23 protein-coding genes, 1 tRNA gene and 1 pseudogene are annotated in these 26,500 nt (G+C 64.9%); 7 read left to right on the forward strand and 18 right to left on the reverse strand.

The window, feature by feature from the left end:
* Window positions 1–516 precede the first annotated feature (516 nt).
* On the reverse strand, window positions 517–2,229 hold the full coding sequence (locus ACNS88_RS09650; protein WP_435096484.1) for an L-lactate permease: 1,713 nt from the start codon (window positions 2,227–2,229) through the stop codon (window positions 517–519).
* 185 nt (window positions 2,230–2,414) lie between these two features.
* On the opposite strand from ACNS88_RS09650, the gene ACNS88_RS09655 reads away from it, so the two are divergent.
* Together ACNS88_RS09655 and ACNS88_RS09660 are read left to right on the forward strand one after the other, a co-directional pair.
* Window positions 2,415–2,921, forward strand: a complete 507-nt coding sequence (locus ACNS88_RS09655; protein ID WP_435096487.1) for an LUD domain-containing protein — start codon at window positions 2,415–2,417, stop codon at window positions 2,919–2,921.
* The gene (locus ACNS88_RS09660; protein WP_435096490.1) at window positions 2,922–5,105 is read left to right on the forward strand and encodes an LUD domain-containing protein; all 2,184 of its coding nucleotides are present in this window, start codon (window positions 2,922–2,924) and stop codon (window positions 5,103–5,105) included.
* 15 nt (window positions 5,106–5,120) lie between these two features.
* Here the strand turns inward: ACNS88_RS09660 and ACNS88_RS09665 are convergent, their stop codons facing one another.
* Window positions 5,121–6,242: an aminopeptidase gene (locus ACNS88_RS09665; protein ID WP_435096493.1), complete on the reverse strand. Its 1,122-nt coding sequence runs from the start codon at window positions 6,240–6,242 to the stop codon at window positions 5,121–5,123.
* 115 nt (window positions 6,243–6,357) lie between these two features.
* Between ACNS88_RS09665 and ACNS88_RS09670 the strand changes: the two genes are divergently transcribed.
* Window positions 6,358–7,026 (forward strand): DUF7119 family protein, encoded by a 669-nt coding sequence (locus tag ACNS88_RS09670; RefSeq protein WP_435096496.1) that lies wholly within the window; start codon window positions 6,358–6,360, stop codon window positions 7,024–7,026.
* On the opposite strand, the gene ACNS88_RS09675 is transcribed toward ACNS88_RS09670, so the two are convergent.
* Entirely contained in the window at window positions 6,999–8,336 is a 1,338-nt protein-coding gene (locus tag ACNS88_RS09675; protein WP_435096499.1) for a M20/M25/M40 family metallo-hydrolase, read from the reverse strand. The two genes, ACNS88_RS09670 and ACNS88_RS09675, sit on opposite strands and share 28 nt — an antisense overlap.
* 111 nt (window positions 8,337–8,447) lie before the next feature.
* Here ACNS88_RS09675 and ACNS88_RS09680 point away from each other — a divergent pair.
* Window positions 8,448–8,521, forward strand: a tRNA-Lys gene (locus tag ACNS88_RS09680).
* 443 nt (window positions 8,522–8,964) lie between these two features.
* Here ACNS88_RS09680 and ACNS88_RS09685 read toward each other — a convergent pair.
* The 15 genes and pseudogenes from ACNS88_RS09685 to ACNS88_RS09755 form a co-directional block, all read right to left on the reverse strand.
* Window positions 8,965–9,822 carry a PGF-CTERM sorting domain-containing protein gene (locus ACNS88_RS09685; protein WP_435096502.1) on the reverse strand — a complete coding sequence of 286 codons (858 nt, stop codon included), beginning with the start codon at window positions 9,820–9,822 and terminating at the stop codon, window positions 8,965–8,967.
* 50 nt (window positions 9,823–9,872) lie between these two features.
* Window positions 9,873–13,328 (reverse strand): beta strand repeat-containing protein, encoded by a 3,456-nt coding sequence (locus ACNS88_RS09690; protein ID WP_435096565.1) that lies wholly within the window; start codon window positions 13,326–13,328, stop codon window positions 9,873–9,875.
* A 951-nt stretch (window positions 13,329–14,279) separates the two neighbouring features.
* Window positions 14,280–14,378 (reverse strand): annotated as a pseudogene (locus ACNS88_RS09695) (surface glycoprotein); the annotation flags it as partial.
* Window positions 14,379–14,481: 103 nt separating this feature from the next.
* Window positions 14,482–14,646 (reverse strand): hypothetical protein, encoded by a 165-nt coding sequence (locus ACNS88_RS09700; RefSeq protein ID WP_435096505.1) that lies wholly within the window; start codon window positions 14,644–14,646, stop codon window positions 14,482–14,484.
* 278 nt (window positions 14,647–14,924) lie between these two features.
* The gene (locus tag ACNS88_RS09705) at window positions 14,925–15,173 is read right to left on the reverse strand and encodes a helix-turn-helix domain-containing protein (RefSeq protein ID WP_435096508.1); all 249 of its coding nucleotides are present in this window, start codon (window positions 15,171–15,173) and stop codon (window positions 14,925–14,927) included.
* Between the two features lie 245 nt (window positions 15,174–15,418).
* Entirely contained in the window at window positions 15,419–15,712 is a 294-nt protein-coding gene (locus ACNS88_RS09710) for an ArsR family transcriptional regulator (protein ID WP_435096511.1), read from the reverse strand.
* A 76-nt stretch (window positions 15,713–15,788) separates the two neighbouring features.
* Window positions 15,789–16,064 (reverse strand): DUF8103 family protein, encoded by a 276-nt coding sequence (locus tag ACNS88_RS09715; protein WP_435096514.1) that lies wholly within the window; start codon window positions 16,062–16,064, stop codon window positions 15,789–15,791.
* Between the two features lie 892 nt (window positions 16,065–16,956).
* Window positions 16,957–17,613 carry a lactate utilization protein gene (locus tag ACNS88_RS09720; RefSeq protein ID WP_435096517.1) on the reverse strand — a complete coding sequence of 219 codons (657 nt, stop codon included), beginning with the start codon at window positions 17,611–17,613 and terminating at the stop codon, window positions 16,957–16,959.
* 310 nt (window positions 17,614–17,923) lie between these two features.
* Window positions 17,924–19,573, reverse strand: coding sequence for a thermosome subunit alpha (gene thsA / locus ACNS88_RS09725; RefSeq protein ID WP_435096562.1), 1,650 nt, complete (start codon window positions 19,571–19,573; stop codon window positions 17,924–17,926).
* 173 nt (window positions 19,574–19,746) lie between these two features.
* Entirely contained in the window at window positions 19,747–19,884 is a 138-nt protein-coding gene (locus ACNS88_RS09730; protein WP_435096520.1) for a hypothetical protein, read from the reverse strand.
* A gap of 109 nt (window positions 19,885–19,993) precedes the next feature.
* Entirely contained in the window at window positions 19,994–20,536 is a 543-nt protein-coding gene (locus ACNS88_RS09735; protein ID WP_435096523.1) for a KH domain-containing protein, read from the reverse strand.
* Between the two features lie 102 nt (window positions 20,537–20,638).
* Window positions 20,639–21,589, reverse strand: a complete 951-nt coding sequence (gene rio1, locus ACNS88_RS09740; protein WP_435096526.1) for a serine/threonine-protein kinase Rio1 — start codon at window positions 21,587–21,589, stop codon at window positions 20,639–20,641.
* Between the two features lie 69 nt (window positions 21,590–21,658).
* Window positions 21,659–22,198 (reverse strand): Holliday junction resolvase Hjc, encoded by a 540-nt coding sequence (hjc, locus tag ACNS88_RS09745; RefSeq protein WP_435096529.1) that lies wholly within the window; start codon window positions 22,196–22,198, stop codon window positions 21,659–21,661.
* Window positions 22,199–22,303: 105 nt separating this feature from the next.
* A complete protein-coding gene (locus tag ACNS88_RS09750) occupies window positions 22,304–22,675 on the reverse strand; it encodes a rhodanese-like domain-containing protein (RefSeq protein WP_435096532.1) in 372 nt (123 codons plus the stop codon).
* Window positions 22,676–22,738: 63 nt separating this feature from the next.
* On the reverse strand, window positions 22,739–23,278 hold the full coding sequence (locus tag ACNS88_RS09755; RefSeq protein ID WP_435096535.1) for an NADPH-dependent FMN reductase: 540 nt from the start codon (window positions 23,276–23,278) through the stop codon (window positions 22,739–22,741).
* Window positions 23,279–23,714: 436 nt separating this feature from the next.
* Here ACNS88_RS09755 and ACNS88_RS09760 point away from each other — a divergent pair, with 436 nt between their 5' ends.
* The 3 genes from ACNS88_RS09760 to ACNS88_RS09770 all read left to right on the forward strand — a co-directional run bounded on the left by ACNS88_RS09760 (window position 23,715) and on the right by ACNS88_RS09770 (window position 26,233).
* On the forward strand, window positions 23,715–25,094 hold the full coding sequence (locus tag ACNS88_RS09760) for a phosphoglucomutase/phosphomannomutase family protein (protein WP_435096538.1): 1,380 nt from the start codon (window positions 23,715–23,717) through the stop codon (window positions 25,092–25,094).
* A 118-nt stretch (window positions 25,095–25,212) separates the two neighbouring features.
* Window positions 25,213–25,428: a hypothetical protein gene (locus tag ACNS88_RS09765; RefSeq protein ID WP_435096541.1), complete on the forward strand. Its 216-nt coding sequence runs from the start codon at window positions 25,213–25,215 to the stop codon at window positions 25,426–25,428.
* Window positions 25,429–25,489: 61 nt separating this feature from the next.
* The gene (locus ACNS88_RS09770) at window positions 25,490–26,233 is read left to right on the forward strand and encodes a DNA polymerase sliding clamp (protein WP_435096544.1); all 744 of its coding nucleotides are present in this window, start codon (window positions 25,490–25,492) and stop codon (window positions 26,231–26,233) included.
* Window positions 26,234–26,500: the final 267 nt, after the last annotated feature.

Consider the following 26,500-nt stretch of genomic DNA (forward strand, 5'->3'; position numbering starts at 1 on the left):
GATATTTAAATGACTGTGAGCGACAGCGAAGACAGCTTTTGAATGTTACCCCGCGCACGGTGGCGCGTGCCCGTGAGCGGCCAGCGGCCGCGAGCGGCGCGCGCGCGCGAGGGAGTCAGTCGTCCGGAGCGGAGCGGAGGACGACTGACGAGGCTGGGGAGGCGTGAGGTGCGGGGCGGTGCTGTGCGGGGCGGGGTGGGACTCAAAGGGGCAGCCGTGAGGACGCCGCAGGCGACGTAAGCACCGCAGGGAGCGAACGAAGTGAGTGACTGAGGAGCGCAGCGAGCGTGCGTCGTCCTCACGGCTGGGGCTTTGGAGGTCTTCAGCACGTCGCCGACGGCGTATAAACACCCGACAGCAGCACCACTCGATCACTTATAAACAACCGATCGACCAAATTGAGACACGTACTCCCGCTATCGACCATCGCTGTACCGGTGCCGATCGCCACAGGGCCGAGATGTATCCGTAGTTGCGTATTCCAACAGGGCCAACAGATCGAAAAACGCCCGGCGATCAGAACAGGCCGGGGACGAGCACGTACGTCAGCAGCATGCCGAACAGCCCGGCGAACAGCGCGAATAGCGCCGTCGGAACGATGGCCTTCCGCAGGAGGTCACCCTCACGGCCGGTGATCCCGACGACGCCGCAGATGGCGGCGATGTTCAACACCGAGACCATGTTCCCGAGACCGCCGCCGACGTTCTGCAGGCTGACGACGATCGTCCGAGAGAGTTCGACCGTCTGGGCGGCGTCGTACTGGAGCACGCTGAAGAGGATGTTCGAGGACGTGTTGCTCCCGGTCATGAAAGAGCCGATGGCGCCGATCCACGGCGAGATGACGGGGAGCAGGCCGCCGGCACCTATCGCGAGCGCGCGGCTGAGCGCCTCCATCATGCCGAGGAGGCCGGCCGTGTTCGTCTGCGACTGGATCATCACCTGCGTCATCGACACGGCGATGATGAGCGTGAGCGCGGCGGGCGCGACCTGCTGGATCGACCGCCGCCACGCCGCACTCATCTCACTGGTGTCCATCTTGTGGAGGAGCCCGGTGAGAACCGCGATCGGGATGAACGGCATCGTTCCCGGGAGGTAGAGGTACTGGAGCGTGTACCCGAGCTCCGTCCCGAAGATCGAGTCGATGCTCACGGAGAAGCTCTGGATCCACGTGAGCACGTCGGTGCCGGCGACGGCGAGGTCGGGCCACCGCGTGACGAGCAGCGCGAGCGCGACGAGCAGGTACGGCGTCCACGCTAACAACACGGACATCTCCTTTTTCGGCTGGTCTCGAGAGATCTCGTCGAGATCGAGGCCGCCGAGCCACGTGTCGGTCCACGTCGACTCGTCGGGGAAGTCCCACTCGCGCTCGGGGACGAGAATATTTCTGTTCGCGAGCAGGAGACCGACCGCGAGCACCACGAATCCGGCGGCGATGTCGGGCAGCGCGGGGCCGATGAACCACGCGATCACCAGTTGCGTCCCGCCGGTGATAGCGCCGAGCAGGAGCGCGAACGGCGCGATGGGGAGGGTGTTCCGCACGGCGTCGCCGACGCTCCGCCCGCCGTCGGCGTCGCCGAACCAGTACGTCAGGAAGAACACACCGAGCAGCCCCCAGAACACGTACGTCACCCCCGTGATAACGCCGGTCCACGCGGAGACCATCGAGAGGAACTCGGAGACGCCCATCGAGCCCGACAGCGCCGGTTCGATGACCGCTCCGGTCCCGCCGATGACCGGTGTCCCGGCCGCGCCGAACGGCGGGTTCGGGGCGTTAAAGAAGAGGCCGAACACCGCGGCGGCCAGCGGCGGGAACCCGAGGCCGATGAAAAGCGGCGCGGCGAGCGCGCCCGGCGTGCCGAACCCCGCCGCGCCCTCGATGATGGTCATAAAGCCGAGTCCGATGAGCAGCACCTGAATGCGCCTGTCCTCTTCGATCTGTCCGAAGTACCACCTGATAGTGGCGATGGCGCCGCTCCCTTCGAGATAGTTCATCAGGAGGATGGCGCCGAAGACGATGAGGATGATGTCGACAGCCTGTAGCGCCCCGTAGACGGCTGACGCGATCAGCCAGTCAAGTTCCATACTCCAGTACGTCAAGCCGATTCCGCCGGCGAGCAGCCACCCGACCCCCATCGCGCGGGCGGCTGACCACCGAAGCCCAGCAAGCAGAACGAACGCGACGCCGATTGGGATGACGCCGACGAGCGCCAGTGAGATCACGTTTGTCATGGTTGGAGTTCTTGACCGTGTTTCGGTCTCCAACAACGAGGTATTTGTAATTTTCTTTTTCTCTGATATCAGTTACCAGAGATCGCCATACGGGACGGAGATTCAATAATGAATATACATTATATATCTGATTATGAAAGTGCGTTGAGGGAAACACCCATTAGGCTGTTGCGTAATGTCTAACTATGTCAGTCGAGCCAATCACGACCTTCGAGTCGTCCCTCGACGAGATCGATGTCGAACTCGTTCGGACGACCTCGGACCAGTTCGAGTCGGCGCTCGCCCCGCTTCTCGACGCCCCGGCGATCGGGGCTCCGCTCCCGTTCGAGGGCGTTTCGCTACCGGAGGCCGTAGAGACGAATCCGACGATATCGGACCTCGAAGGCGCGAAAACCGGCGTTACCGGCGCCGGATACGGGATCGCCGACTACGGCTCCGTGGTCATTCAGGGCGGGGCAGACGGCGAGGAGCCGGTGAGCCTCTACGCCGAGGAACACGTCGCCGTCGTCGCCGCCAGCGACGTCCTCCCGGACATGGACACGGCGTTCGACCGGCTCGCCGAGGACATCCGCAGCGGCACCGGACAGGCCATCATCGCGACCGGTCCGAGCGCCACCGCGGACATGGGCGCGCTCGTGAAGGGCGCTCACGGGCCGATGGACGTCACTGTCGTTCTTCTGGAGGACATGTAGATGAGCGTCGAAAAACGCCGGCAGAAGGCCGAACACATCCGCCATCTCCTCGACACCGAAGGTGACAGCGTCCACGAGAACACGCAGGTGTTCAACGAGGGGCGCTACGAGTCCACCGCGAAGCTCGACGACTACGAAGCCCTCAAAGACGAGGCACGCGGTATCAAGGAGGACGCCATCGAGCGCCTCCCCGAGCTTATCGACGAAGCCACCGAGGCGATCGAGGACAACGGCGGCACCGTGTACATCGCCGACGACGCCGCCGACGCGAACCAGTACATCTCCGAGGTCGTCGACGGCCGGAACGTGGTGAAATCAAAGTCGATGACCAGCGAGGAGATCGAGGTCAACGACTCGCTCGAGGCCAGCGGAGCGAACGTCTGGGAGACCGACCTCGCCGAGTTCGTCCTGCAGATCGCCGACGAGGCGCCGTCTCACATCGTCGCTCCGGCCATCCACAAGTCTCGCGAAGAGATCGCGACCTTGTTCAACGAGGTGTTCGATCCGGACGAGCCGCCCGAAACCGCGGAGGAACTGACGCACTTCGCCCGCGAGTACCTCGGCGAGAAGATCCTCGGCGCCGAGGTCGGCATGACGGGCGCGAATTTCATCACGGCCGACACCGGGACGCTCGCACTGGTCACGAGCGAGGGTAACGCCCGGAAATGCGTGCAGTCGACGGACACCCACGTCGCGGTCGCGGGCGTCGAGAAGGTCGTGCCGACCGTCGAGGACCTCCAACCGTTCGTGGAGCTCATCGGTCGGTCCGGAACCGGACAGGACATCACCTCGTACCTCTCGCTTTTCACGCCGCCGGGCGACTCGCCGACCTTCGGCGAGACTGAGCTCGAATCCGGCGACAACCGCGATTTCCACCTCGTACTCATCGACAACGGGCGCATGGAGATGCGCGAGGACGACCAGCTCCGGGAGACGCTGTACTGCATCCGGTGTTCCGCGTGCGCGAACTCCTGTGCGAACTTCCAGCACGTCGGCGGCCACGCCTTCGGCGGCGAGACGTACTCCGGCGGTATCGCCACCGGCTGGGAGGCCGGCGTCCACGGGCAGGACAGCGCCGCCGAGTTCAACGACCTCTGTACGGGGTGTAGCCGGTGTGTGAACCAATGTCCGGTGAAAATCGACATCCCGTGGATCAACACCGTCGTTCGCGACCGCATCAACCGCGGGAAGGACGGCGACCTCGACTTCCTCGTCGAGGGGCTCACTCCGGACGAAGAGCCCGGCGGCGTCGACCTGCAGAAACGCCTGTTCGGGAACTTCGACACGCTGGCGAAGCTCGGATCGGCGTTCGCGCCCCTCTCGAACTGGGTCGCACAGGCCGGCCCCGCCCGCTCGCTGATGGAGTGGACCATCGGCGTCGACAGCCGCCGCGAGCTCCCCGCGTTCGAGCGCGAGTCCCTCGTCGACTGGTTCGAAGCGCGCGGGCCGCGCGTGGGCCCCGACGAAGCGCGCCGGCAGGTCGCGCTCTACCCCGACGCCTACACGAACTACGTACGCACCGAGCGCGGCAAGGCCGCTATCCGGGTCCTCGAAGCGCTCGACGTTCGCGTCGACGTCCCGGCCGCCGGCGAGAGCGGGCGTGCCCCGCTCTCACAGGGGATGGTGGCGACCGCGCAGTCGAACGCCGAGTCCGTCTACGACGCGCTCGCGCCCGCCGTCGCCGCGGGCCGCGACGTCGTCGTCATCGAGCCGTCTGACCTCGCGATGTTCCACCGGGAGTACGAGCGGCTCCTCGACGAGGACAGCTACGAGGCGCTGAACGGGCAGAGCTACGAGATCATGGAGTACGTCTACGGGCTGTTGGAGAACGGCGCAAGCATCGACGCGCTCCCCGAGGGGGACGGCGAGGAGGTCGCCTACCACAGCCACTGTCAACAGCGCACGCTCGGGCTGGAACCCCACACGGTGGCGGTCCTCGAAGACGCCGGGTTCGACGTGGCGACCTCGGACGTGGAGTGTTGCGGAATGGCCGGGAGCTTCGGCTACAAGACCGAGTACTACGACCTGAGCATGGACGTCGGCGAGTCGCTCGCCGACCAGTTCACGACGGAGGAGACCGAGGACCGAACCGTCGTCGCCAGCGGTACGTCGTGTCTCGAACAGCTCGACGACCTGCTCACGCGCCGACCCGCACACCCGGTTCGGCTGCTCGACGGGCGCTAGTCGGCGTCCCCTCGATCAGCTCTCGAACCCTTCTTCCCACCGGAACGTCCCGTTTCGCTGGACGACCTCCCCGTCGACCTCCAGCCGCGAGTTCTCGCTCACGTCGCTGATCATGTCGACGTGGACCGCGCTGTCGTTGCCCGACTCGCCCTCGGGCAAGCAGGCGTCGTAGGCGCGTCCGACCGCGAGGTGGACCGTGTCGCCCATCTTCTCGTCGAAGAGGATCGAGTCGGTGAACCGATCGATACCGCGGTTCATCCCGATGCCGAGCTCGCCGAGCCGCCAGGCGCCCGCGTCGGTGTCGAGCACGCTCGCGAGCGCGTCCTCGCCCGTCTCCGCCGCGAAGTTGACGACCTCGCCGTCCTCGAAGACGAGGTGGACGTTCCGGACGCGGGTCGCGTCGATCGTCATCGGCACGTCGAAGAACGCCTCGCCCTCGGTGTCGTACGGGGCGGTGAACACCTCACCGCTCGGGAGGTTGTGGGAGTCGTACGCCACGGAGGCGGCGGAGTTGACCGCGGTCCGGCCCGCGATCGACATCGAGATGTCGGTGTCGGGGGCGTCGTCGCGCTCGGTGACGATCCGGACCTTCTCGCCCGCGTCGAGGGCCTCTTTCATCGCCGCCATCTCGTCGGCGAGCGCCTCCCAGTCGCGGAGGACGGCGTCGTAGACGAACTCCTGGTACTCCTCGTAGGCCATCCCGGCCTGCTGGGCGAGCGAGCGTGTAGGGTGGACCGTCGACACCCAGTCGGTGTCCATCCGCGCCTCGCGCGCGCCCCGCCGCGCTTTCGCGTACGCCTGCCGCGTCTCGCTCGACACGTCCGCGGTCGCGGTGGTGTTGCGCCCGCCGCCGATCCGGAGGTAGGCGTCCGCGGCCTCGAACAGCGCGCGCTCGACGGCCGGGTCGGCGTCGAAGTCGCGATCGCCTCGTTCGTGCCCTTTTAAATACGCCCGAGAGAGCTCCGCCGACCCGTACAGCGTCGTGACGTTCGCACCGCGCTCGCCGAGCGCCTCGGCGACCGCGACGCCCAGCTCGTGGGCGTCCTCGGCGACGCTCACGACGACGTCGTCACCGGCCTCGACCCGCGCGCTCCAGTCGACGAGCACGTCGGCGTGCTCGCGTACGCGTTCGTCCATGTCGAGGGATTTCGGTTACTCGGTGAAAACTCCACCTCGTCTCGTCCGTCGCCGTCGTCAGCGAAACCTGCCCCGGTGCCGGTCGCTTATGTGTGCAGACCCGCTGAGATAGGGTATGAACGAGGAGTCACCCGCGGACAGACGCTCTCCCGTCGGCGAGCCCGTCGTCCGGTCGGACCCGGCCGTCACCGGCGAGCGCGCCACCGAGGCAGTCGGGTTCGACCCCGACGACCCCGACAGCGTCGCCGAGGCGGCCGAGACGGTCGCCCGATTCGCGGCCGGCGACGTCGGCGACGACGACCACGTGTTAATGCTCCGGGGGGCAGCGGCCTGCGCCGCGCTCGTCCGCGGCGTCGGTTCTTATAAGGCGGCCGCCGAACGCGCGGGTGACGACGTCTCAGTAGCGTTCATCCGCAAGTGGGCCCGCGTCCACGACCTCCCGCAGGCGATCCGCAGGCAGGTCGCGAGCGGGCAGATCGCGCCGAGCGCGGCGAAGCACGTCGCGCGCCTCGGCGGCACCGACCGCTATCTGCTGGCGTGGGCGGCCATCGACGGCGACCTCACAGTCCGAGAGATACGCTCCGTCGCCTCCGCCGTCAACGACGGGAGTGACGTCGAGACCGCGGTTCGCGAGACCGGCGTCGAACTCGGTCACGTCGGGATCCGGCTCCCGGTCGACGCCTACGTGGAACTCAGGCGCCGCGCCTCGAACCAGAACGTCGAGCCCGGCGCCCTCGTCGCCGAGGCGCTCGACGACTACTTCTTCGAGTCGGACGCAGCGTAGCCCGCCGCGAACCGGGTGACTGTGTTCGCGATCGCCTCTCGTCCGCGCTCGACCTCGTTCCACGCGATCGTCTCGTCCGGGTAGTGCGCCTCCGTGATGCTCCCAGGGCCCAGCAGAACCGTCGGGATCCCCGCCGCGACGTAGTGCCGAGAATCGGCGCCGTAGGTCGCGCCCGTCGGCTCCGGGTCCGACAGTCCCGCGTCGACGAGCCCCGCTCGCGCGGCCGTCACGATCGGCTCGTCGACGGCGATCTCCGCGGGCTCAAACTGCACCGAGAACCGCTCGAACGTCGGCGGCTGCTCGCGCAGCCACGGGTCGTCCGCGATCGCGTCGTCCAGTCGCTCGCGGAACGTCTCCTCCACCTCGGCGACCGTCTCGCCCGGTGCCACGCCGATCCGGAACTCCGCGGTCAGCGTTGCCGGCACCGTCGACGCCCACGAGCCGGCCTCGACTCGTCCGCAGACGACGGGCCACGGCACCGGGAACTCGCCGTACAGGGGGTGGTCGACCGCCGCGCCGCGCTCCGTCTCCAGATCGCTGAACGCCTCGCGGATCGCCTCGAACCGCGGGAGCACGTCCTCGCCGCGCCAGCGCGTGGCGGCGTGGGCGCTCCGCCCGGTCACCTCCAGCCGCGCCATCAGCGACCCCTCGCAGGCGACCACGGGGCGCAGCTCGGTCGGCTCCGCGACGATCGCGGCGTCGCGCTCAAACGGGTACGGGTTCGAGAGCGCAGCGGTGGCCGCGCCGTACCCGCCGTCCTCCTCGCCGGCGACCGCCTCGACGACGACGCGGAGCCCCCCGTCCGGGAGGTCGACCACGCCGGCGTCGACCGTCTCCCGCACGTCGAGCGCCGCGCCGACGCACGCCGCGACCCCCGACTTCATGTCCGCGGCGCCGCGGGCGGTGAGAGTCTCGGTGTCGTCGTCTCCGCCCTCGTGTTCGCTCGCCGTCTCTCCCGCTCCCCAGATCGGCTCGAACGGGTCGCTCGACCACTCTTCGGGCTCGGCCGGGACCACGTCGATGTGGCCGTTCAACACGACAGTGGGAGCGTCGTTTTCGGGGGTTTCGTCGGCCCCGCCGAGCGCCAGCACGCCGGCGACGCTTCGTCGGCCAGCCACGTCCCGCTCGTCGAGGTCGTCCGGGAAGGAGGGGTGGCCGGCGAGGAGATCCGGGTCGGCGTCCCAGGCGTTCGTCTCGAACCCCAGCGCGTCGAGTTCGGCCTCGACGAAGTCGGCTGCGGCCGCCTCCTCGCCGGCCGTCGAGGCGAACCGGCAGAGGGCGGCGGCGAACGCGCGCATGTCGAAGTCCATGCGGTCGGCGACGGCGCCCCCCGGGAAACCGTTTCGGGTCGGCGGGCGACCCGCTCGCCGCACGCGGTTTCTAAACGTTTATCCGTCGTCTCGTCCTACTAATTCGTGTCTGGGCCGGTAGCTCAGTTAGGGAGAGCGTCCGGCTTTTAACCGGACGGTCGGGGGTTCGAATCCCTCCCGGCCCGTGCACCGAACCGCCGAGCGACAGCGAGGCGGTGAGGGAACCGGTCGGGAGGGATTCGAACCCTGCCAGAGGCAGCCCGCGCAGCGAACGGAGTGAGCGAGCAGGAACCTCTGGCTCCGGTTCGAATCCCGTCGTATCCGTCCCTTAACCTCGTTCGATCACGGGCGCGATCGGCTCTACAGATAAGCAAGGCGAGTGCCTCGGGGCTTGACCCCGAGGCGGTTCACGCTCGCGTCGATCGCGTGGATCCCTCCCAGCCCGTACTCTTCGGGGCGAGCACCACCGCGAGCGGCGGTGCCGTGCTGCGGGAGGGTTTAAACCAGCGAGTAGGCGGCTCCGGTCCGCGATCGCGTCGCTCGCGCAGAGCCCGGGGCGCTCGCGCTCTCACACCGGTCGCTCGCGGGCGCGAAAAAACGGAGAATGCGGGTGGTCGAACGGGGCTGTTCAGTCGTTGCGACGCGTCGCGAGCAGCGCGGCCGCGACGAGCGCGACGAGCGCGACGAGCGGGCCGAAGCCGGGGATACCGTCGCCGGTACCGCCGTCTCCGCCGTCTCCGCCGTCTCCGCCGTCGCCGGCGGTATCGTCACCAGTGTCGTCACCGGTATCGTCACCAGCGCCGTCACCAGTGTCGTCACCAGCGTCGTCGCCGGTGTCGTCACCAGCGTCGTCGCCGGTGTCGTCACCAGTGTCGTCACCAGCGTCGTCGCCGGTGTCGTCGCCGGTATCGTCGCCAGTGCCGTCACCGGTACCGTCACCGGTGTCGTCACCAGTGTCGTCACCGGTACCGTCGCCGGTGCCAGCACCGCCGCCGCCACCGCCGCCGGTTCCGCCATCGGAGCCGTCGGAGCCGTCAGCGCCGTCACCGCCGTCGGAGCCATCGCCGCCGTCGGAGCCGTCACCGCCGTCGGAGCCGTCACCGCCGTCGGCGCTGGTCTGGAAGTTCACCTCAGTCGAGGCGCCGGACTCCCAGGTCTCGTCTTGGCTCTGGTCACTGACGCTGATCGTCACGGTGTCGTCGTTCGATAGCTGATCGCCGGTGACGTCGACGCCGTAGTCGCCGTCGGCGTTGGTCGTCGTGGTCGCGATCTCGTCGCCGTCGTAGGTCACGGTGACCGTCGCGTCGGCGATGCCGTTCCCGCTACTGTCGGTGACCTGTCCGAAGTAGCGGTGCGGTGTTTGCGGCGGGTTGTCGCTCTGGGCGACGGCCAGTCCCGGCGCGGCCGCTCCGATCACCATCAGCGCGACGATGGCGACAACGAGCGCCCTAGCCACCTGTGCCTGTCGTAATGTATTGAGTGTCATCGTTTCTTAGCTCACAATAAATGAGAGTGCGAAAGGGTGGTTATGGAGCGTTACGTGGCAGTGGTACCGTCAGCTCGGACCACGTCGCCGGTGTCACCGTCGGAAGCCTGCTGAACGAAGTACACGTCTAGGTCCGCGCCATTCTGTCCAGTGGCAACATTGGTAGCGGAGAACGTTTCACCGGCGTTCAGCGCGGTACTACTCCCGCTAGCGTAGACGTTTTCAGCCGAAGCGCCGTTACCAGCTATCACGTCACTCGCAGTGGGCGCATCAGCATCGTTACCGCTGACAATAACATAGTGGATAGTACCTCCTTCAGTGGAGCTAGCATCCGCTGAGATATCGATCTGGCCTGAGGTCTCATCACCACTCAGACTGGCAGTAGCTGAGGTGGCGTCAGGCGTTGTGTCGACGGTGAACGTGGACGAGAACTGGGCCGAGTTCGCAACGCTGTCATCGGCGTTCACGGTGACGGTAATCGTCTCGTCAGAGGCGTACCCACCGTCAGGTGCGGTGACAGTGAGAGTAGTACCGGAGTAGTCCACCTTGGCAGATCCACTCACAGTAGCACTATCGAGAATGGTACCACTGGTCGTACCCGAAGTGCTGACCGTGATGGAGCTTGCATCAACGCCAGAGGTGGCGTCCGAGATGTCGACCGTGTACGTCTGCGACGCATCCGTCACAGTCGTTTGGTCAGCCGGAGTCGGACTACTGATCGCCGGCGCGATCGTGTCAACGGTGAACGTGGACGAGAACTTGGTTGCGGAGTTCCCGGCGTTGTCATCCGCGTTCACTGTCACACTAATCTGGCCGTCAGTGTACCCACCGCTGGGTGCGTTGACCGTGAGAGTACTCGTTCCAGCGTCGTAGCTGACTCTGGCATTATCGGTGCCAACCGAACTAAGTCCATCACTGGTACTGACCGTGATGGAGCTTGCATCAACGCCAGAGGTGGCGTCCGAGATGTCGACCGAGTACGTCTGCGACGCATCCGTCACAGTCGTTTGGTCAGCCGGAGTTGGACTCTCAATTGTCGGTGCGGTCCCGTCAACAGTCGCGGTCACGGTTCTCTCAGATGTGTCACCGACAATGTCCGTGACAGTGATCGTACCGAGAGTGGTCGTACCACTCTCACCAGTTGTGTCGATATCGACGTCAGCGGTGTACGTACCGGTTCCGTCGTCGGTGAGCGTTGCAGTAGTGGTGTCAACCGAGGAGTCGAACTCCACTGTGTCGACACCGTCAACGTCGTCGGCGTCGATCGCCAGACTGACCGTTTCAGTGTTCGCAGCGGCAACAACATCGGCAGTGCCAGCGGAACCCGTCACGGACAGGCCCGACAGCACCGGGCTACCGTCGAACGGCGTCGCCGCGTAGTTGTCGGTCTGGTCGGCGTGGAGCCAGTAGCCTTCGCCGGGCTGGAACTGCGCGACCGGCCCGTAGCTACCGTCGGACTCCTCGCCGAGGACCTGTGCCGCATCGTAGGTCGCAGCGTCGAGTTCCATCAGGGCCGTACCGCGGTCCTGCGGAGCTTCCTGGAAGTGACCGATGAGGTTCCATCCCTCTTCGATGTGCTCGTCGGTCATCGGCGCGACGCCGCCTTCGACGGCGCCGGGCTTGTTGTACGCCTGCACCGCGATCTCGTCCGCGGCGCTCATCGTGAAGACGTAACCCTGACCGCCTTCGAGGTTCTGCAGGTCGCTGGTGTCGTCGCCGGGCGTGTACCCGGTCCAGCTCCCGTCGTCCCACGCGTAGACGGTCTCGACGTGCTCGGTGTTGAGGTCCGAGAGCGCGACCGTTCCGGTTTCCGCGGGCACGGAGACGAGGTTCTGTCCTTCGGAGAGCTGGAGGTCGACCGTGTCGACCATCCGCGTGATCTCTCCGTCGTTCGTCTCTGCGGCGTCACCGTCGTCGACATCGAACTCCTCAGCGATGGTTCCGTCAGCGTAGCTGACATTCAGACCATCGCCGGTCTGGAGCACGTCGTTGAACTCGACGACGACTTCGCCGTCGGAGCCATCAACATCGATACCGTCATTGACGGCCGTTCCGTCACTTGCGGTGATTCCTTCGACAGTTCCTTCGTTCACGTTCACGGGCTCGCTGAACTGCACGCGAACCTGCGTCCGACCGTCGGTACCGACACCGGAGATGTCGGCGTCCGTGATGGTCGGCGTGTTGTTGTCGATAGTGAACAGGCTCGAGGTCGCACCGAGATCCCGCGTCTGGGTCGCGGAGCTGACCTCGTTAACCGTAACCTGGTACTGTCCGTCGCGGAGGCTGCTCGGCATAGACGCCGTGTAGACGTAGGTACCGGGGCTAGTCTCTCCAACATACGTGAAGTCGCCGCCTTCGCCAATGCCGGAGACGTCGACGGTCTCATCGCTGAAGTGCGCATCAGTGTCCGCGACTGTCGCGCTGAGCGAGTTGAGTTTGGAGTTGACCTTCAGCGCGATTATCGTGGGGTTGTCGGCGGTTGGTTCATCTTCAGTTCCGACTGCCACTCCGTAATCAATCTCCTTGACAGCAACGACTTTCACTTCCGTCGTTGCCGTGAATCCGTTCGCAGTTGCCGACAGCGTGACGGTATCTCCGTCGTTGTAGTCGTCAGCGTCGAACTGGAGTTCGGAACCGCTTACTTCGGTAAAGCCACTACCATCGTCGATTTGGTACGTGACGTCAGCGTCCGCAGGCGTCGCGAAGACGTCCGTCGAGAGGTTGAACTGACCGTCAACCTCGTACGCATCACCGGTCGTACCAGCGAGGTACGGCTGCTGCACGTCGACAGCCTGCTGGTTGTCGAGCGTGAAGGTCGCGGTGTCCGTGTCGCTGTTGGCCGGGTTCGCGTCATCGTCGACCGAGACGCGAAGCGTGTGGGTACCGTCCGGAAGACCCGTTGTATCGATATCTCGCGCATCAGTGAGAGTGCCAATCGTGAAGACCGAATTGGGATCCTCACCGACTAAGACCTCGACCGTGGAACTAGCCGTGTCACTGGTCGTAACAAGCGACGTGAAGTTCACGTAGCCACCGAGATCCTGACCGGGACTCTCGACGTTAACGGTCGGTCCGTCAGTGTCGATGTTGAACGTCGCTTCACTCTCACCACTGGCCGGATCCGTGAGTTCGTTTCCGACGTCATCCTGGGCCGCCGTAACGTTCACGTACGGCAGCGTGGTCGTCATGTTCTCGATCCCGTCGTAGTTACCTGACGAGAGGTCAAGCGTTCCGTAGTAGCGAGTGTTGTCCGCGTCGTACGCGAAGTTGTCGACCGTTTCGATCTGGTTCCCATCGACGTTGACCGCAGCTTCGATAGTGCTCGGATCGACGTCCTGCTGGCCGACTGTGCCATCATTCGCGAACGTCACGTTGACGTACGCGGTTTCAGTGGACTCACGAACGTTGTCGACAGTAACTCCCGTAGCATCGGGTCCGGTGTTGTCGACATAGAATGTGTACGTCTTGTCTGTGATGCTAAGTCCGGCACTGTCGTCAGCGTTCACTGTAACAGTGTATGGACCTTCATTAGAGAAGGATGGCACGGTCTCGCCGCCGTCCGGCGTCACCGAGAACGTGTTCGAACTATTCGTGTACTGACTGTCGGTGTACACGAAGGACTTGTCGTAAGTGCTCGGACCCTCAATTTGGAGCAAAACGGTACTATCGTCGATCTCGTTGCTCGAGCTGAGCGTTACCTCGACGGTTTCGTTCTCATTGCCAGTGACGTAATCGTCTCCGTCACTAAGCGAATACGGAGCGTTCGGAAGATCGAACGTGGACGTCGGTCCGTTGGTGTCGACTTCGAAGCTGTAACTGACTTCGTTGGAGTTCCCGACAGCATCAGTCGCCGAAACAGTCACCCCAACGGTGCCATCCTGAAGCTCGGGGATGTTCGAATCACCTGGATTAATGGTAAGGGTACCAGTTCCTGTGTCATAATCGACGCCGTCAGGGTCCGTTGAATCAGGATTGATTTCGTACGTGTTGGTATTCCCGTTATTGTTAACATTCACTGACAGCTGGAGCGAAGTGTTATCTGCAACCGAGTCAGAAATGGTAAGCTTGATCGACTGGGTTGCAGTTCCCACAACATCGCCATCAGCGGGCGTGTCTGGTGAGATTTCAGGACCAGTACCATCGATAGTGAGCGTGCCAGTGTTGACAACTGCATCACTGTAGGACTGGCCGCCCTCTGCAATGTGGATCTGGAATTGGTCTCCATCTTCCAATCCGAGATCAGCAACAGGATCGAAGGTCGCATCCCAACTCCCACTGTCACTTATCGCTGTAGACGAAATCTGGGAACTTCCATTAACAGTTTGGGTGGTTTCGTTGATCGCAAGGATATACAGCGAGTTTCCATCTGTATATGCGTTAATTCCACTAACTGTGGCATCCGTCCCTGGCTGAACAACATTTTCATTCAGGCTTCCGCCTGTAACTGCCGCGGCAGCACTCCCAGCAAGCGCCATGGAACCTCCGAAGATAGAGATTACCATGATCGCCGCCAAGAGCACGGCGCGTGCCTTGTTGCGTGTGTCGTCGTGTATCATTTCGTGTTTGTGTTTGTCGTCTGTCGTCTGTCGGTCGTCGCACGATACGTCCGGGTCGTTCGGGTCACGACTGATACGTCGCGGCCGTCGATCCCTCGTGTCATTACTCTAAGTCGTAGTAGTCCACGAGGACTTCCTCGAGCTTCTCGGAGACGTTCGCCCCGTCCGCGACCGCGTCGGAGCGAACCTCCCGCCAGACCTCGCGATCTAACTCGATCGTCGTCCGCGTCAGGTCCGCGATGTCGTCCCCGTTGGTGTCCTCTGTCATCGCCACTGATCCTCAATCACCTCGCTCTGTACCGCTCTGTCAAGTTGTAGTTGGCACTTCACGTTACAGTTGTCACTTTGCTAAGCTAACCACTCATATCTACCGTCAGTATATAGGGACAGTATAACCAGCAGTAAGGCCCTGTTAACACCCGAATAACGCGTTTTTGCCCCGCTGGACGCCGATCGAACCTCCCGACGATCGCCGCCCCGAAACCGCCGACCCGCGATCGAGGCCCCGCGGATCGACGCGCCGACCAGCTCACTCGCCCCGCGGCGCTACGCGTCCGCCATCGAGTCCACGCGTCGGGCCACGGCCGCGCCCGTCGGCGTGAGCTCGTACGACTGAGACCGCGGCTTTGAACCGTGTGTCCGCACGTAGCCGGTCTCCGCGAGCGTGACTAGTCGCGTGCGCACGTACGGGCGCGACCGACCGAGTCGCCGCGCGACCGCCGCCGCGTTGCCGCCCCCGTCCTCCGAGAGACACCGTAACACGATCAGATCGAACGCGTTCGCGATCGGTATCACGTGCCACAGTATATACTACCGGTATATACAACATCTGGTTTCACTATCAGGAGTCGACGGGCGCTGGCGCGCCCCCGCGACACCCGATCGGGGCGCCGCTCGGATCGAACCCTCCGGCGGACACCCTTCTCTCGCGTTCCACTCTCGGTCCGCAGAACGGTTCAGCGTCGACGTGTCGCCTCTTCTGCACACCGCAACCGCACGCTCCAACCGCACACCGCAACCGCGCCGCCGCCAGTCCCGACCTACTCCCGAGCTGCCAGCTTCCGATCGATCAGCGCCTCGAAGTCGACGTCGTCGGCCTCGTACTCCTCCCGGTGACGCGCCGCGATCCGCCCCAAGTCGGTGATCTCGTAGAGCCCGCTGTTCGGCGCCGGCCCAACGCGATTGAGCAGCTCGTAGTCGGCCAACACCGGCAGCCGCGTGTTGACGTATGACCGATTCTTGTCGAGATGGGCCGCGATGTTAATCGCGTTGTTACGTCTCCCGTTAGAAAGGATCTGCAAGATCTCGAAATCGGTCGGTACAGTCAGACGCATCATCGAAAGAATAGACTCGATGCATATATAACCTTCTAGAGTTCTCGCCGAAAAATATACAACAAAACGACACGTCTCAGGTGTCTTCGTCCGAAACGAGTTCGCGGGCGACTCGTAAATCTTCGAGCGCCCGCTCGTGGTGGTCGATCGCCTGCGAGAGACAGTGCTTCACGTTCTGTCTGTCGAGGTCGAACTCGTCGTGGGTCACATACAACAGGTATTGTTCGAGTGACGTGTTCGTGTTCGACTGCGCGCTCATGAGGGACTTGATCACGGCCCAATCCAGCTCCGGCTCCGTCTCCTCGCTGATAGTCATCTGCAGATCACCGTTTTGCGCCGCCTTGTCACCCATCGTGTTAGATATAATAACGATATCATAAATAGTTTTTGGAAATTCATTATTATTAAGGTATCTCGCAAAAACAACGGTATCGTCCACCTCACGTTGAGGTCATGGCGGCCGTGTACGGAGCCGATGAGGGGAGGGGTACGGGTTCATCGGACCCGCCCGGATCCGGTTCAAGCCGCTGGGTTGTGACCGTATGCGCTCGTGATCTGCGCTGGCACGTCGAGAGGCTTGAACCGACCTCATTTCACGGATACCAGTAGTATCTATTTTCACATTAATCTTCTCCTAGCATCAACGTTCGGTCGATAGTCAGGATGGGCCAGCGCACACTGGTCGTTCCACGATCCTCGTCAGATACTATTAGTAGATACCGAACCAAATTATTAGTAGATCGACCATAGTAACGTGTGTAATATGCATATGCACCGACTGGCTACCGCGTACACGCGTTCCCGGCCCGACCGATGAGACGAGAGGAGTTGCGGTCGCTCGTGACAACGGGTAGTGCTCTTTCGGCGGAGGACAGGGCCGGTGTCCATCGACACGTCCGATTCGTTCTCCTCGTCGCACTGCTCGTCATCACCACGGCTATCGTCGCGAGCACCGTTTTATAGGGACTGTACCGCTCAAACGGATGGGGTACCGATGCGTACCCGTCTACCCCAGTCGCGGTCCGACTTTCTCGTTCGAGTCCGACTTGTCTGCTTGTGCGTGGTTCCGACTGACCCGTGCTTCACCACTTGCGAGGGTCTCGTAGACCTGTACTGTCACCGCAAGCGATACTACAACCGACACCGCGATCAGCACCGCAGCCAGGGCCGCCGCTCACAAACGTGAAAACCGGAGAGAAAGCGCACGCCGCCTCGCCGTTTGGATAGCGAGGCGCGTTCCGGGATCAGTACCCGAGCTGTTCACGCACGAGGACGACCGTCGTCCGGCCCTCCTCGGTCTCGCGGCGGTAGATGAGCTGTTTGGCGATCGACGACTCGACGCCGTACGCCTCCTGTGCGCGCTCGTTCTCCAGCGGGTAGGCGACCGACTCCAGCCGGTCGAGCGCGTCCGACAGCGTCGGGACGATCTTGTTCGTCCCCGTGACGATGACCACGTTGCCGGCGGCGAACGGGTACGCCCCGATCCGGCTACCGGAGAGGTCGGCGGCGACGAGCTCGCCCGTCTGCGCGACCGCGTTGATGCCGCCGAGGAAGTAGTCGGCCGTCTGCGACTCCCGCCGCGCGGTCTGTCGCTCGGCGTCGTCGTCGATGCTCCAGATCTGGTCGGGGATACTTTCCCACTCGTGGTCGCCGTCGCTGAGATACTCGTCAAAGTCGATCTCTTCGAGGGTCGTCGAGTGACCGTTCATCACGGAGGCCTCCGCGGGGATCTGCGACTGTACCGCGTCGAGCGCCTCGTCGGCCGAGTCGACGACGACGACCTCGAAGCCGCGCTCCTCGAGGTTCGCGACCGTCTTCTCGACGGTCTCGTCGTCTGCCGGCTGGTCAAGCGCCTCGTCGATCTCGGTGTCGTCTGCGTAGTCCGCTTTCTGCTGTGGCATTATGTGTCAAAGTGAACGGGTCGCGCCGCATCGTGCACGTTTGCGACGAGCCCGCCCAGTTGCTAGAATGCAGGCGCGGACGACACTTAACGACTCGCGAACACCCGTGTCGGGTGGTTACATCGGTGTTATCGTCGTGTCGGCGGAGCGACCGCTCATCCGTCGAACCGCGAGCCGACGGCTACGCGATCGGTCGTCGATAAAAAGTGCGTGTCGTCGAGGCCCGAAACGGGCGCGCGACGGTCGGTCGGCGGGTCGGTCCAGCGAAGCGGTTGCGGTCGGTGGGGGGTGAGTGTGTCCTCTCCGAACTCTACATCGCGCCGCCCATACCGCCCATGCCGCCCATGCCGCCCATGCCGCCGGGCGCGCCGCCGGGGCCGCCCTCGTCGCCGCCGTCGTCGGAGCCGCCGCCCTTGAGGTCGCCGGCCGCGATGACGTCGTCGATGCGGAGGATCATGACGGCTGCCTCGGTCGCAGACTCGATGGCCTGGGTCTTGACGCGGAGCGGCTCCACGACGCCCTCGGCCTCCATGTCGATCACGTCGCCCGTGTAGGCGTCGAGACCGGCGCCGAACTCGCCGCCGTCGTGGCGGGAGCGGAGGTCGACCAGCGAGTCGATGGGGTCGAGACCGGCGTTCTCGGCGAGAGTGCGCGGGATGACTTCCAGCGCGTCGGCGAACGCCTCGACGGCGAGCTGCTCGCGGCCGCCGACGGAGTCGGCGAAGTCGCGGAGCTGCAGCGCGAGCTCGGCCTCGGGGGCGCCGCCGCCGGGCAGGACCTGCCCGTCGAGCAGCGTCGTGCGGACGACGCCGAGCGAGTCCTCGATGGCGCGCTCGACCTCGTCGACGACGTGTTCGGTGCCGCCGCGGAGGATGAGGGTGACGGACTTGGCCTCTTCGACGTCCTCGACGAAGATGCGCTCGTCGCCGCCGATGTCCTTCTGGGCGACGGAGCCGGCGAAGCCGAGGTCGTCCGTCTCGATGTCGTCGAGATTGGAGACGACGCGGCCGCCGGTCGCGCGGGCGAGGCGCTTGAGGTCGTCGGACTTCGCGCGGCGGACGGCGAGGATGCCTTCCTGCGCGAGGTAGTGCTGGGCCATGTCGTCGATGCCGTCACCGACGAAGACAACGTCGGCGCCGATGTCGACGAGGTGGTCGACCATCTCGCGGAGCTGCTCTTCTTCCTGGTCGAGGAACTGTTGGAGCTGGTCGGGGTCCGTGACGTTGACTTCGGCGTCGATCTCCGTCTCTTTCACTTCGATGGCGCCGTCGAACAGCGCCACGTCGGCGTCCTCGACCGCGAAGGGCATGTTCTCGTCGACGCGCTCTTTGTCGACGATGACGCCCTCGACGAGCTCGGACTGGTCGATCGAGCTGCCGACAACCTTCTCAACGGAGACGTTGTCCGTGTCGATGCTGTCGTCGTCCTGAACCGCGAGGACGGAGTCGACGACGAGCTCGGCGAGCAGGTCCTTGGAGTTCTCGGCGCCTTTACCCGTCATCGCCGTCTCGGCGATCTGGACGAGCGTGTCGCGGTCGTCCGGGGAGACGTCGATGGCGTCCTCTTCGAGGATTTCCTTGGCTTTCTCGGAGGCCTGACGGTACCCCTGTGCGAGCGTGGTCGCGTGGATATCCTGATCGAGGAGTTCCTCGGCCTGATCGAGGAGCTCACCGGCGACGACGACAGCGGAGGTGGTGCCGTCACCGACCTCCTCTTCCTGCGTCTCGGAGACCTCGACGATCATGTTGGCCGCCGGGTGGTCGATGTCCATCTCCTTCAGGATGGTGACGCCGTCGTTCGTGACGACGACGGACCCGCCGGAGTCGACGAGCATCTTGTCCATCCCTTTCGGGCCGAGCGTGGTGCGGACGGACTCCGCGACCGCCTTGCCGGCCGTGATATTCATGTTCTGAGCGTCCTTTCCGGAGGTACGCTGTGACTCCTCGGAAAGTACGATCATGGGCTGATTGCCCATCCGCTGGCGCTGTGACATTACAACCATTGATTGTTTGTGATTCTATATAAACCCTTTGCTCGGTCCGTGCGAAAACGCAACACGGTGGGGAGTACCGGGCAGTATGAGGAACGTTCACACGGGCCTTTTTATATAACTCCAGATCTAGCGTTGAGAGCTCAAGTATTTATAAATGAACTCCAGTGGCGCGCCTTCGAGCGCCCGAAGGACGACGAAGAGCCCGCGAGGTCGCCGGCGGCAGAGTCGCCGGCTGCCAGCGGGACCGTCGGTCCCTCGTTGGAGTCGGACGGGCGCATAGCGCCTCGCGACTGGGGCTTTGGCCGAGTTCACCGCACCACCGATAACGGCCATTTATAAACGAACAACGACGGCGACGTCGACGACGACTCCAAGAGACCTGTTCGATCACTTTGGCGCATTAAAGTTCACGTCGTCGTCGAGCTCGTTCGACTTCCGCTCTAAGTACGAGTACACCGCACCGTGCGGGGCTCCGTCCAGCAGCATCCCGACCGCCCGGCGGACGACTTCGAGCTCCTCTGGCTGGCCGACAGCGCCCACGGTCGAGCCGTAGACGACGACGTTCGCGCCCGACAGTTCCTCCATGAGCTCCCGAGTGCGGCCGTTCTCACCGATAATTCGGCCCTTCTTGCGCTGGAGGTCGTTGTCGTTGCGGGTGTGCTCGGAAAGATCGATCAGGTCGAGCGTCCGGAGGTCGTGATCGAGGATCGACAGCGCGGTCTCCGGCTTGAAGCCCCGTCCGATCGCCTTGATAATGTCCGGGGCCACCAACGCGGCGACCGGGTCGTCGCGCTCCTCGATAGCGACGCTGCCCGACTCCGAGTCGATGTCGAGTCGAACGTTCGCCTGCTCCTCTATCTCCCGCATCGTCTCGCCGCCGGCGCCGATGACGACGCCGATACGGTCCTGCGGAACCGTCACGTGTTGCATACGGCGAATACCCGTCCAAGCCTTTTAAACATGTTCCGGCGCGAACGGCGTGGGGCCGCGTGACGGTGTTCTTCGGGGGCTTGACGACGAGATCACCGGGATCTACGCGTCGGAGTCCGCGGTCGACTCGGGCTCTAGCTCCCCGTCCGACTCCGCCTCCGTCACGTACTCGTAGAGGTCGTCGGGGTCGACGTCGATCCCCTCTCGGGTGAAAAAGGTCGCCACGTTCTCGCAGTCGCGCTCTAAGAACTCCCCGGCGTTCGGATGGTGGACCGTCACGGCCTGTCCCATGTCGATGATCACCAGCTCGCCCTCGTGGATGATCATGTTGTACTCCGAGAGGTCGCCGTGGATCAGCCCGGCACGGAAGAGCCGACGCATGTACTCGCGGACGACCTCGTAGGCGGTCTCAGGGTTTTCCACGTCGACCTCGTTCAGTCGCCGAGCGCGGTCCTCAGCGTGCCCGACCAGCTCCATCACGAGGACGTTCCGCTGGACCGCGATCGGCTCGGGCACCCGAACGCCGGCCTTGCGCGCGCGTTCGAGGTTCGCGAACTCCTTGCGGGTCCACGCCAACACGACCGCCTTCTTGTCGCTCGCGATCCCGTCGAACCGCGGGTCGCCCTCGAGGTAGTCGCGCATCTGCCGGAAGTTCGAGGAGTTGATCCGGTACACCTTCACGGCGACCTCGCGCTCCGGATGGACGCCCTCGGGACCGCCTCCGGCCGCGGCCGAGCCCGGTTCCGGCCGCTCGCCCGCCTGCCCGCCGAGCGCCTCGAAGACGCTCGCTTCCTTTCCGGTCGACACCGGGCCGCCAAAGGCGTCGACGTAGCCGTCCTGCACGAGCTTGTACACCGCCGCCAGCGTCGCGTCGTCGAACACCGACTCCTGCAGTTTGAACTGCTCTGTGTTTTTGATCCGCTTGCGGAACTCGTCGAACTCCCGGTCCTGCTTGCGGGCGATCCGGTCCGCCTCCGTGTCGGAGACGTCCAGCTGTTCCCACTCGTCGCCGGGCTGCTCGTCGGGCTCTAGCAGGACGAACTCCTCGCTCATTCGCCTAACGGTTCGACGCCACGAGGGATAAGCGAGGGGGTCCGGGGGCGCCCGCGCTCCGCGCTCAGGTCACAGCACGTCGATCGCGTCCTCGACCGGCATGTGTCCGTCTCGAACCGCCTCCAGAATCTCCCGGCGCTCCTCCGTTTCCGGATCGACTCCGCCTCCGCCGTCCCCACCGTCGGCACCGATCTCGGCGAGCGTCACCTTCTCGGTCTCGCCGACGAACTCGGGGAAGTCGGTCCCCTCAGCCAGCGCGGTCTCCTTTTTTACCCGATACGACCCGGCGTCGGTGGTGTACAGGTCGCCGGGGTGGAAGAAGTACCAGTCCTCGCGGTCGAACCGCACCGCGATCCGCGCTTTCGCGCCGAAGTTTCGCGCGAAGAAGAGCAGCGCCTCCACCTCCTCGCCGGTGAGGTAGATCGGGTCGCCCGCGCTCGATTTCGCCTCGATCGCGTAGAACGTCTCGCCGTCGCCCGCGAGCACGTCTGGCAGCTCCCGTTCCGTCGCGGCGCCACTGGCCGGCGCGCGCATCACGGCGAATCCGGCGTCGTCGAGGGCGTTCACCAGCTCGCGCTCGCGGCGGTCGCCCTTCCGGTTAGCGGACACGGTCGTCGTCCCCCGGTTCGGTCATGCCCGTCGTAGACGCGAGCCGGTCAAAAGGGCGGCGGGTCGAGGCGGGCCGCGTCATCCCCGACGCCGCTCCGTGTTCCGTCATCCCCGAAGCCGCCACCACAGCGACCGGATCCGGTACCCCAGCGAGTCGCGTTCGTACCCGTTCCACCCGCTCATCCCGCCCGCGAGCGTCGACGCGTCGTAGCCGGCCTCGTCGAGGACGCTCGTCGCTTGCTTGGCGACGATTCCCATCTTGCAGACGGTGACGATCTCTCGGTCGTCCGGGAGGTCGTCGAGCCGGCTCCGGAGGACCGACTCGTCGCCGCTCCGGAGGTCGTCGTACACGGGCACGTTTCGGCTCGCGTCGATCGCGCCGTCCTCGTACGCCGACTCGGGACGAATGTCCAACAGGAACGGCTCGTCGTCGGTTCCGAGGCGCTCGGCCAACTCGTCGGGGAGCATACGACCCATCGACGGAAGGTTTGTCTCGTCGCACAAATCCCTGCCGCTCGCGGTCGCCGCCGCGGTGACGGCTCACTCCCGCAGCCGCTCCGCGTGTTCGACGACGACCCGGCCCAGCCGCTCGGTGCGATCCCGGAGGTCGTCGTCGGTGACCCGCGGATCCTCGCCGGGCTCGACGCGCCCCGACGCACCCTCGATCCCGACCTCGTGGGGAACCGTCCACGCGTGGACGTTCCGGAACGTCGACCGGAGGTGTTCGAGCGCCCCGCCGTACGATCCCCCGCCGGCGGTCGCGAGGAGTCCGACCGCGGTGTTCTCGTACTCGTCGAAGCCACAGAAGTCGTGGAAGTTCTTAAACGTCGAGGAGTAGGAGCCGTGGTAGACGGGGGTGCCGGCGAGGACGCCGTCGGCCTCGCGGACGCGTCGCGTCAGGGCCTCGCTGTCGCCCTGCACGTCTTCGTCCGGGTGGTACAGCGGGAGGTCGACCGCGCCCAGATCGATCATGTCCGTCTCGGCGCTGGCATCGGCCGCGGCGTCGAGCGCGACCGCCAACGCGGCTCGCGTGGTGCTCGCCTCCCGGCGACTACCGGAGATAGCGGCGATTCGGGTCATACGTCGCGTTCGGTGTCAGAGGACAAAAACGCGGGCGGTCGATGGCTCCGTGATGAACGTGTTCAACGGTTCAACCGCTCGCTTATAAGCCACTGACAGTGGATCGGCGCTGAACTCCTCCAAAGCCCCAGCCGCGAGGCGTTTCGCGCCTCTGGTAGCCGGCGCGGAGCGCCGGCGACTGCCCCTTTGAGTCCCACCCAACCGCACCGCAACCGCGGCCTCACGCCTCCCCAGCCTCGTCGCTCACTCGGGGCTCCCTCCGGTCGCCCACATCGCTCGCGACTCCCTCGCGCGTGCTCCTCGCGCCCGGTGGGCGCTCGAAGGCACGCGCCACCGCAGTTTATTTATAAACTGCCACCGCCAGCCCGTTCCTGCAACGTTCGCGACCGGGCAGGGGACACCGGGCATTATTGTCCCCGCCGCCGACCAATGGGATATGGATCAGATTGCCTTCGGCACGGACGGCTGGCGAGCTACCCTCGACACCTTCACCGACGAGCGCGTGCGAATCGTGGGGCAGGCGGTCGCCGACCACCTCGACGCAGCGGGCCACGACGAGCCGATCGCGGTCGGCTACGACGCCCGGGAGACATCGGAGGGATTCGCCGAGAGCCTCGCCGAGGTGTTCGCCGGCAACGGCTTCGACGTGCTCCTCCCCGAGCGCGACGCGCCGACGCCCGTGATCGCGTACGCCATCGTCAACCGCGGGCTCGCCGGCGCGTGCATGGTCACCGCCTCGCACAATCCGCCCGAGTACAACGGCGTGAAGTTCATTCCGAGCGACGGCGCCCCCGCGCTGCCGGACGCGACCGAGGACATCGTCGACCGGCTCGCGGAGCCCGACCTCATCCCCGAGGCCGAGCGCGGCGAGATCTCGCGAGTCGACCTCGTGAGCGACCACGCCGACGCGGCTCACGAGCTTGTGGGCGCCGATCTGGACGGACTCACGGTCGCGTACGACGCGATGCACGGGAGCGGGCGCGGCGTCACCGACGCCCTCCTCGAGTCGGCCGGCGCCGAGGTCGTCCGGCTGCGCTGTGAGCGCGACGTGACCTTCGGCGGCGACTCGCCCGAGCCCTCGGCCGAACACCTCGACGCGCTGGCCGACCGCGTCACGGACCCCGACAGCGATATCGATCTCGGGATCGCCAACGACGGCGACGCGGACCGGATCGCGGTCGTCACGCCCGAACGCGGCGTCCTCGACGCCAACCTCTTCTACGCCGCCTGCTACGACCGGCTCTTGGAGGACGACTCCGGTCCCGCCGTCCGCACCGTCTCGACGACGTTCCTCGTCGACCGGATCGCCGAAGCCAACGGCGAGGAGGTGTACGAGACACCGGTCGGCTTCAAGTGGGTCGCCGAGGCGATGGGCGACCACGACGCGTTGTTCGGCGGCGAGGAGTCGGGCGGCTTCACCCTCCGCGGCCACGTTCGCGAGAAAGACGGCGTGTTGATGTCGCTTCTGGCCGCGGGCACCCACGCCGCGGAGCCGTTCGACGACCGAGTGGACCGCCTGCTCGACGAACACGGGCAGATCGCGTCCGGCAAGGTGTCGCTCGACTGCCCCGACGACCGCAAAGCGGGCGTCCTCGACGAACTTGAAGACCACATCCCCGAGTCGGTCGCCGGGCACGGCGTCGCGAAGGTCGTGACCCTCGACGGCTTCAAGCTCCTCTTGGAGAACGGCTCGTGGCTGCTCGTCCGCCCATCGGGCACGGAGCCGAAGCTCCGGGTGTACGCCGAGGCCGACTCGGACGCCGCGGTCGAGACCCTCCTCGCCGAGGGACGGGAGATCGTCGAGCCGCTGATCTGAGCGTCGAGAGGGGGACGGGCGTCCAACGACTTTCAGTTTCGCTTTGCGTTCGGCTCAGATACTTATAAATTAACTCTGTATTGTCGTGTACGGCCTGTCAGCTGGCCGTGCCCCACCAATGACCGACGATGCATCCATCCCCGGAGCCGACGGTATCGATGTCGAGCGCGTCGACGTCGACGACCGACCGCGGTCGCGCGACGACGACCCGCCACCGGAAGACCAAACCGACGACGACCCGGAACCCCTCGCGTACCGGCTCGAACGGCTTCGACTGTTGCGAACTGTGATCACGCTGGCGGTCGTCATCGCCCGGCTGATCCGGTCGCTTTGAGCGTTTCCGTGCCGGTCCGATCGGGTGCCTTTTTAGGTGATACCGCCCTAGCTGACCGTATATGTTCAAGGCCATCGTGGGCGCGTCGACGCTACAGGACGCGCTCGATTCGGTGAGCGTGTTGGTCGACGAGTGTAAGATCCGCCTCAACGAGGAGGAGCTCTCCATCCGGGCCGTCGATCCCGCCAACGTGGGCATGGTCGACCTCACCCTCGAAGCGGCGGCGTTCGAATCCTACGAGGCCGACGGCGGCGTCATCGGCGTCAACCTCGCCCGCTTGGAAGACATCGCCGGGATGGCCAACTCCGGCGACCTGATCCACCTCGAACTCGACGAGGAGACCCGCAAGCTCCACATCGAGATCGACGGGCTCTCGTACACCCTCGCGCTCATCGACCCCGACTCAATCCGCCAGGAGCCGGACATCCCCGACCTCGATCTCGCCTCCGAGATCGTCGTCGAGGGCGCCCAGATCAACCGCGGTATCAAGGCTGCCGACATGGTCTCCGACCACATCCGCCTGCGCGTCGACGAGGCCGACGAGGCGTTCTTCATCGAGGCCGAGGGCGACACCGACGACGTCGACCTCGAACTCGCCCGCGAGGACCTCATCGCGCTGACCGCTGGGCCCGCCGACTCGCTGTTCAGCCTCGACTACCTCAAGGACATGAACAAAGCGATCCCCGGCGACGCCGAGGTTACCATCGAACTCGGCGAGGAGTTCCCCGTCAAGCTCCACTACGGGTTCGCCGAGGGGCTCGGGCATACAACATATATGCTAGCCCCTCGCATTCAGAGCGACTAAATTTCCTAGGGAAACGTGCCCAGAATGCGGAAAATCGTTCAAGCGAGTCGGTAGTCACTGGGCACGCGGAAGCTGTGACTACCCCAAAATTCCCACGTACCTTCGCGAGATCCTCATCGGATGTCTCATGGGTGACGGGTCTGTTCCTAAGACGAACGACGGGTCTCACGGCCTGTTCCGTCTCCCGATAGGTGAATCGCCTCGGGGTCAAGCCCCGAGGCTTCCCGTTTCCACGACGTGACTTGCAGACACGGACTCGAAGTGAGT

This window comes from Halorubrum shenae, from assembly GCF_051194165.1.
Lineage (GTDB): Archaea > Halobacteriota > Halobacteria > Halobacteriales > Haloferacaceae > Halorubrum.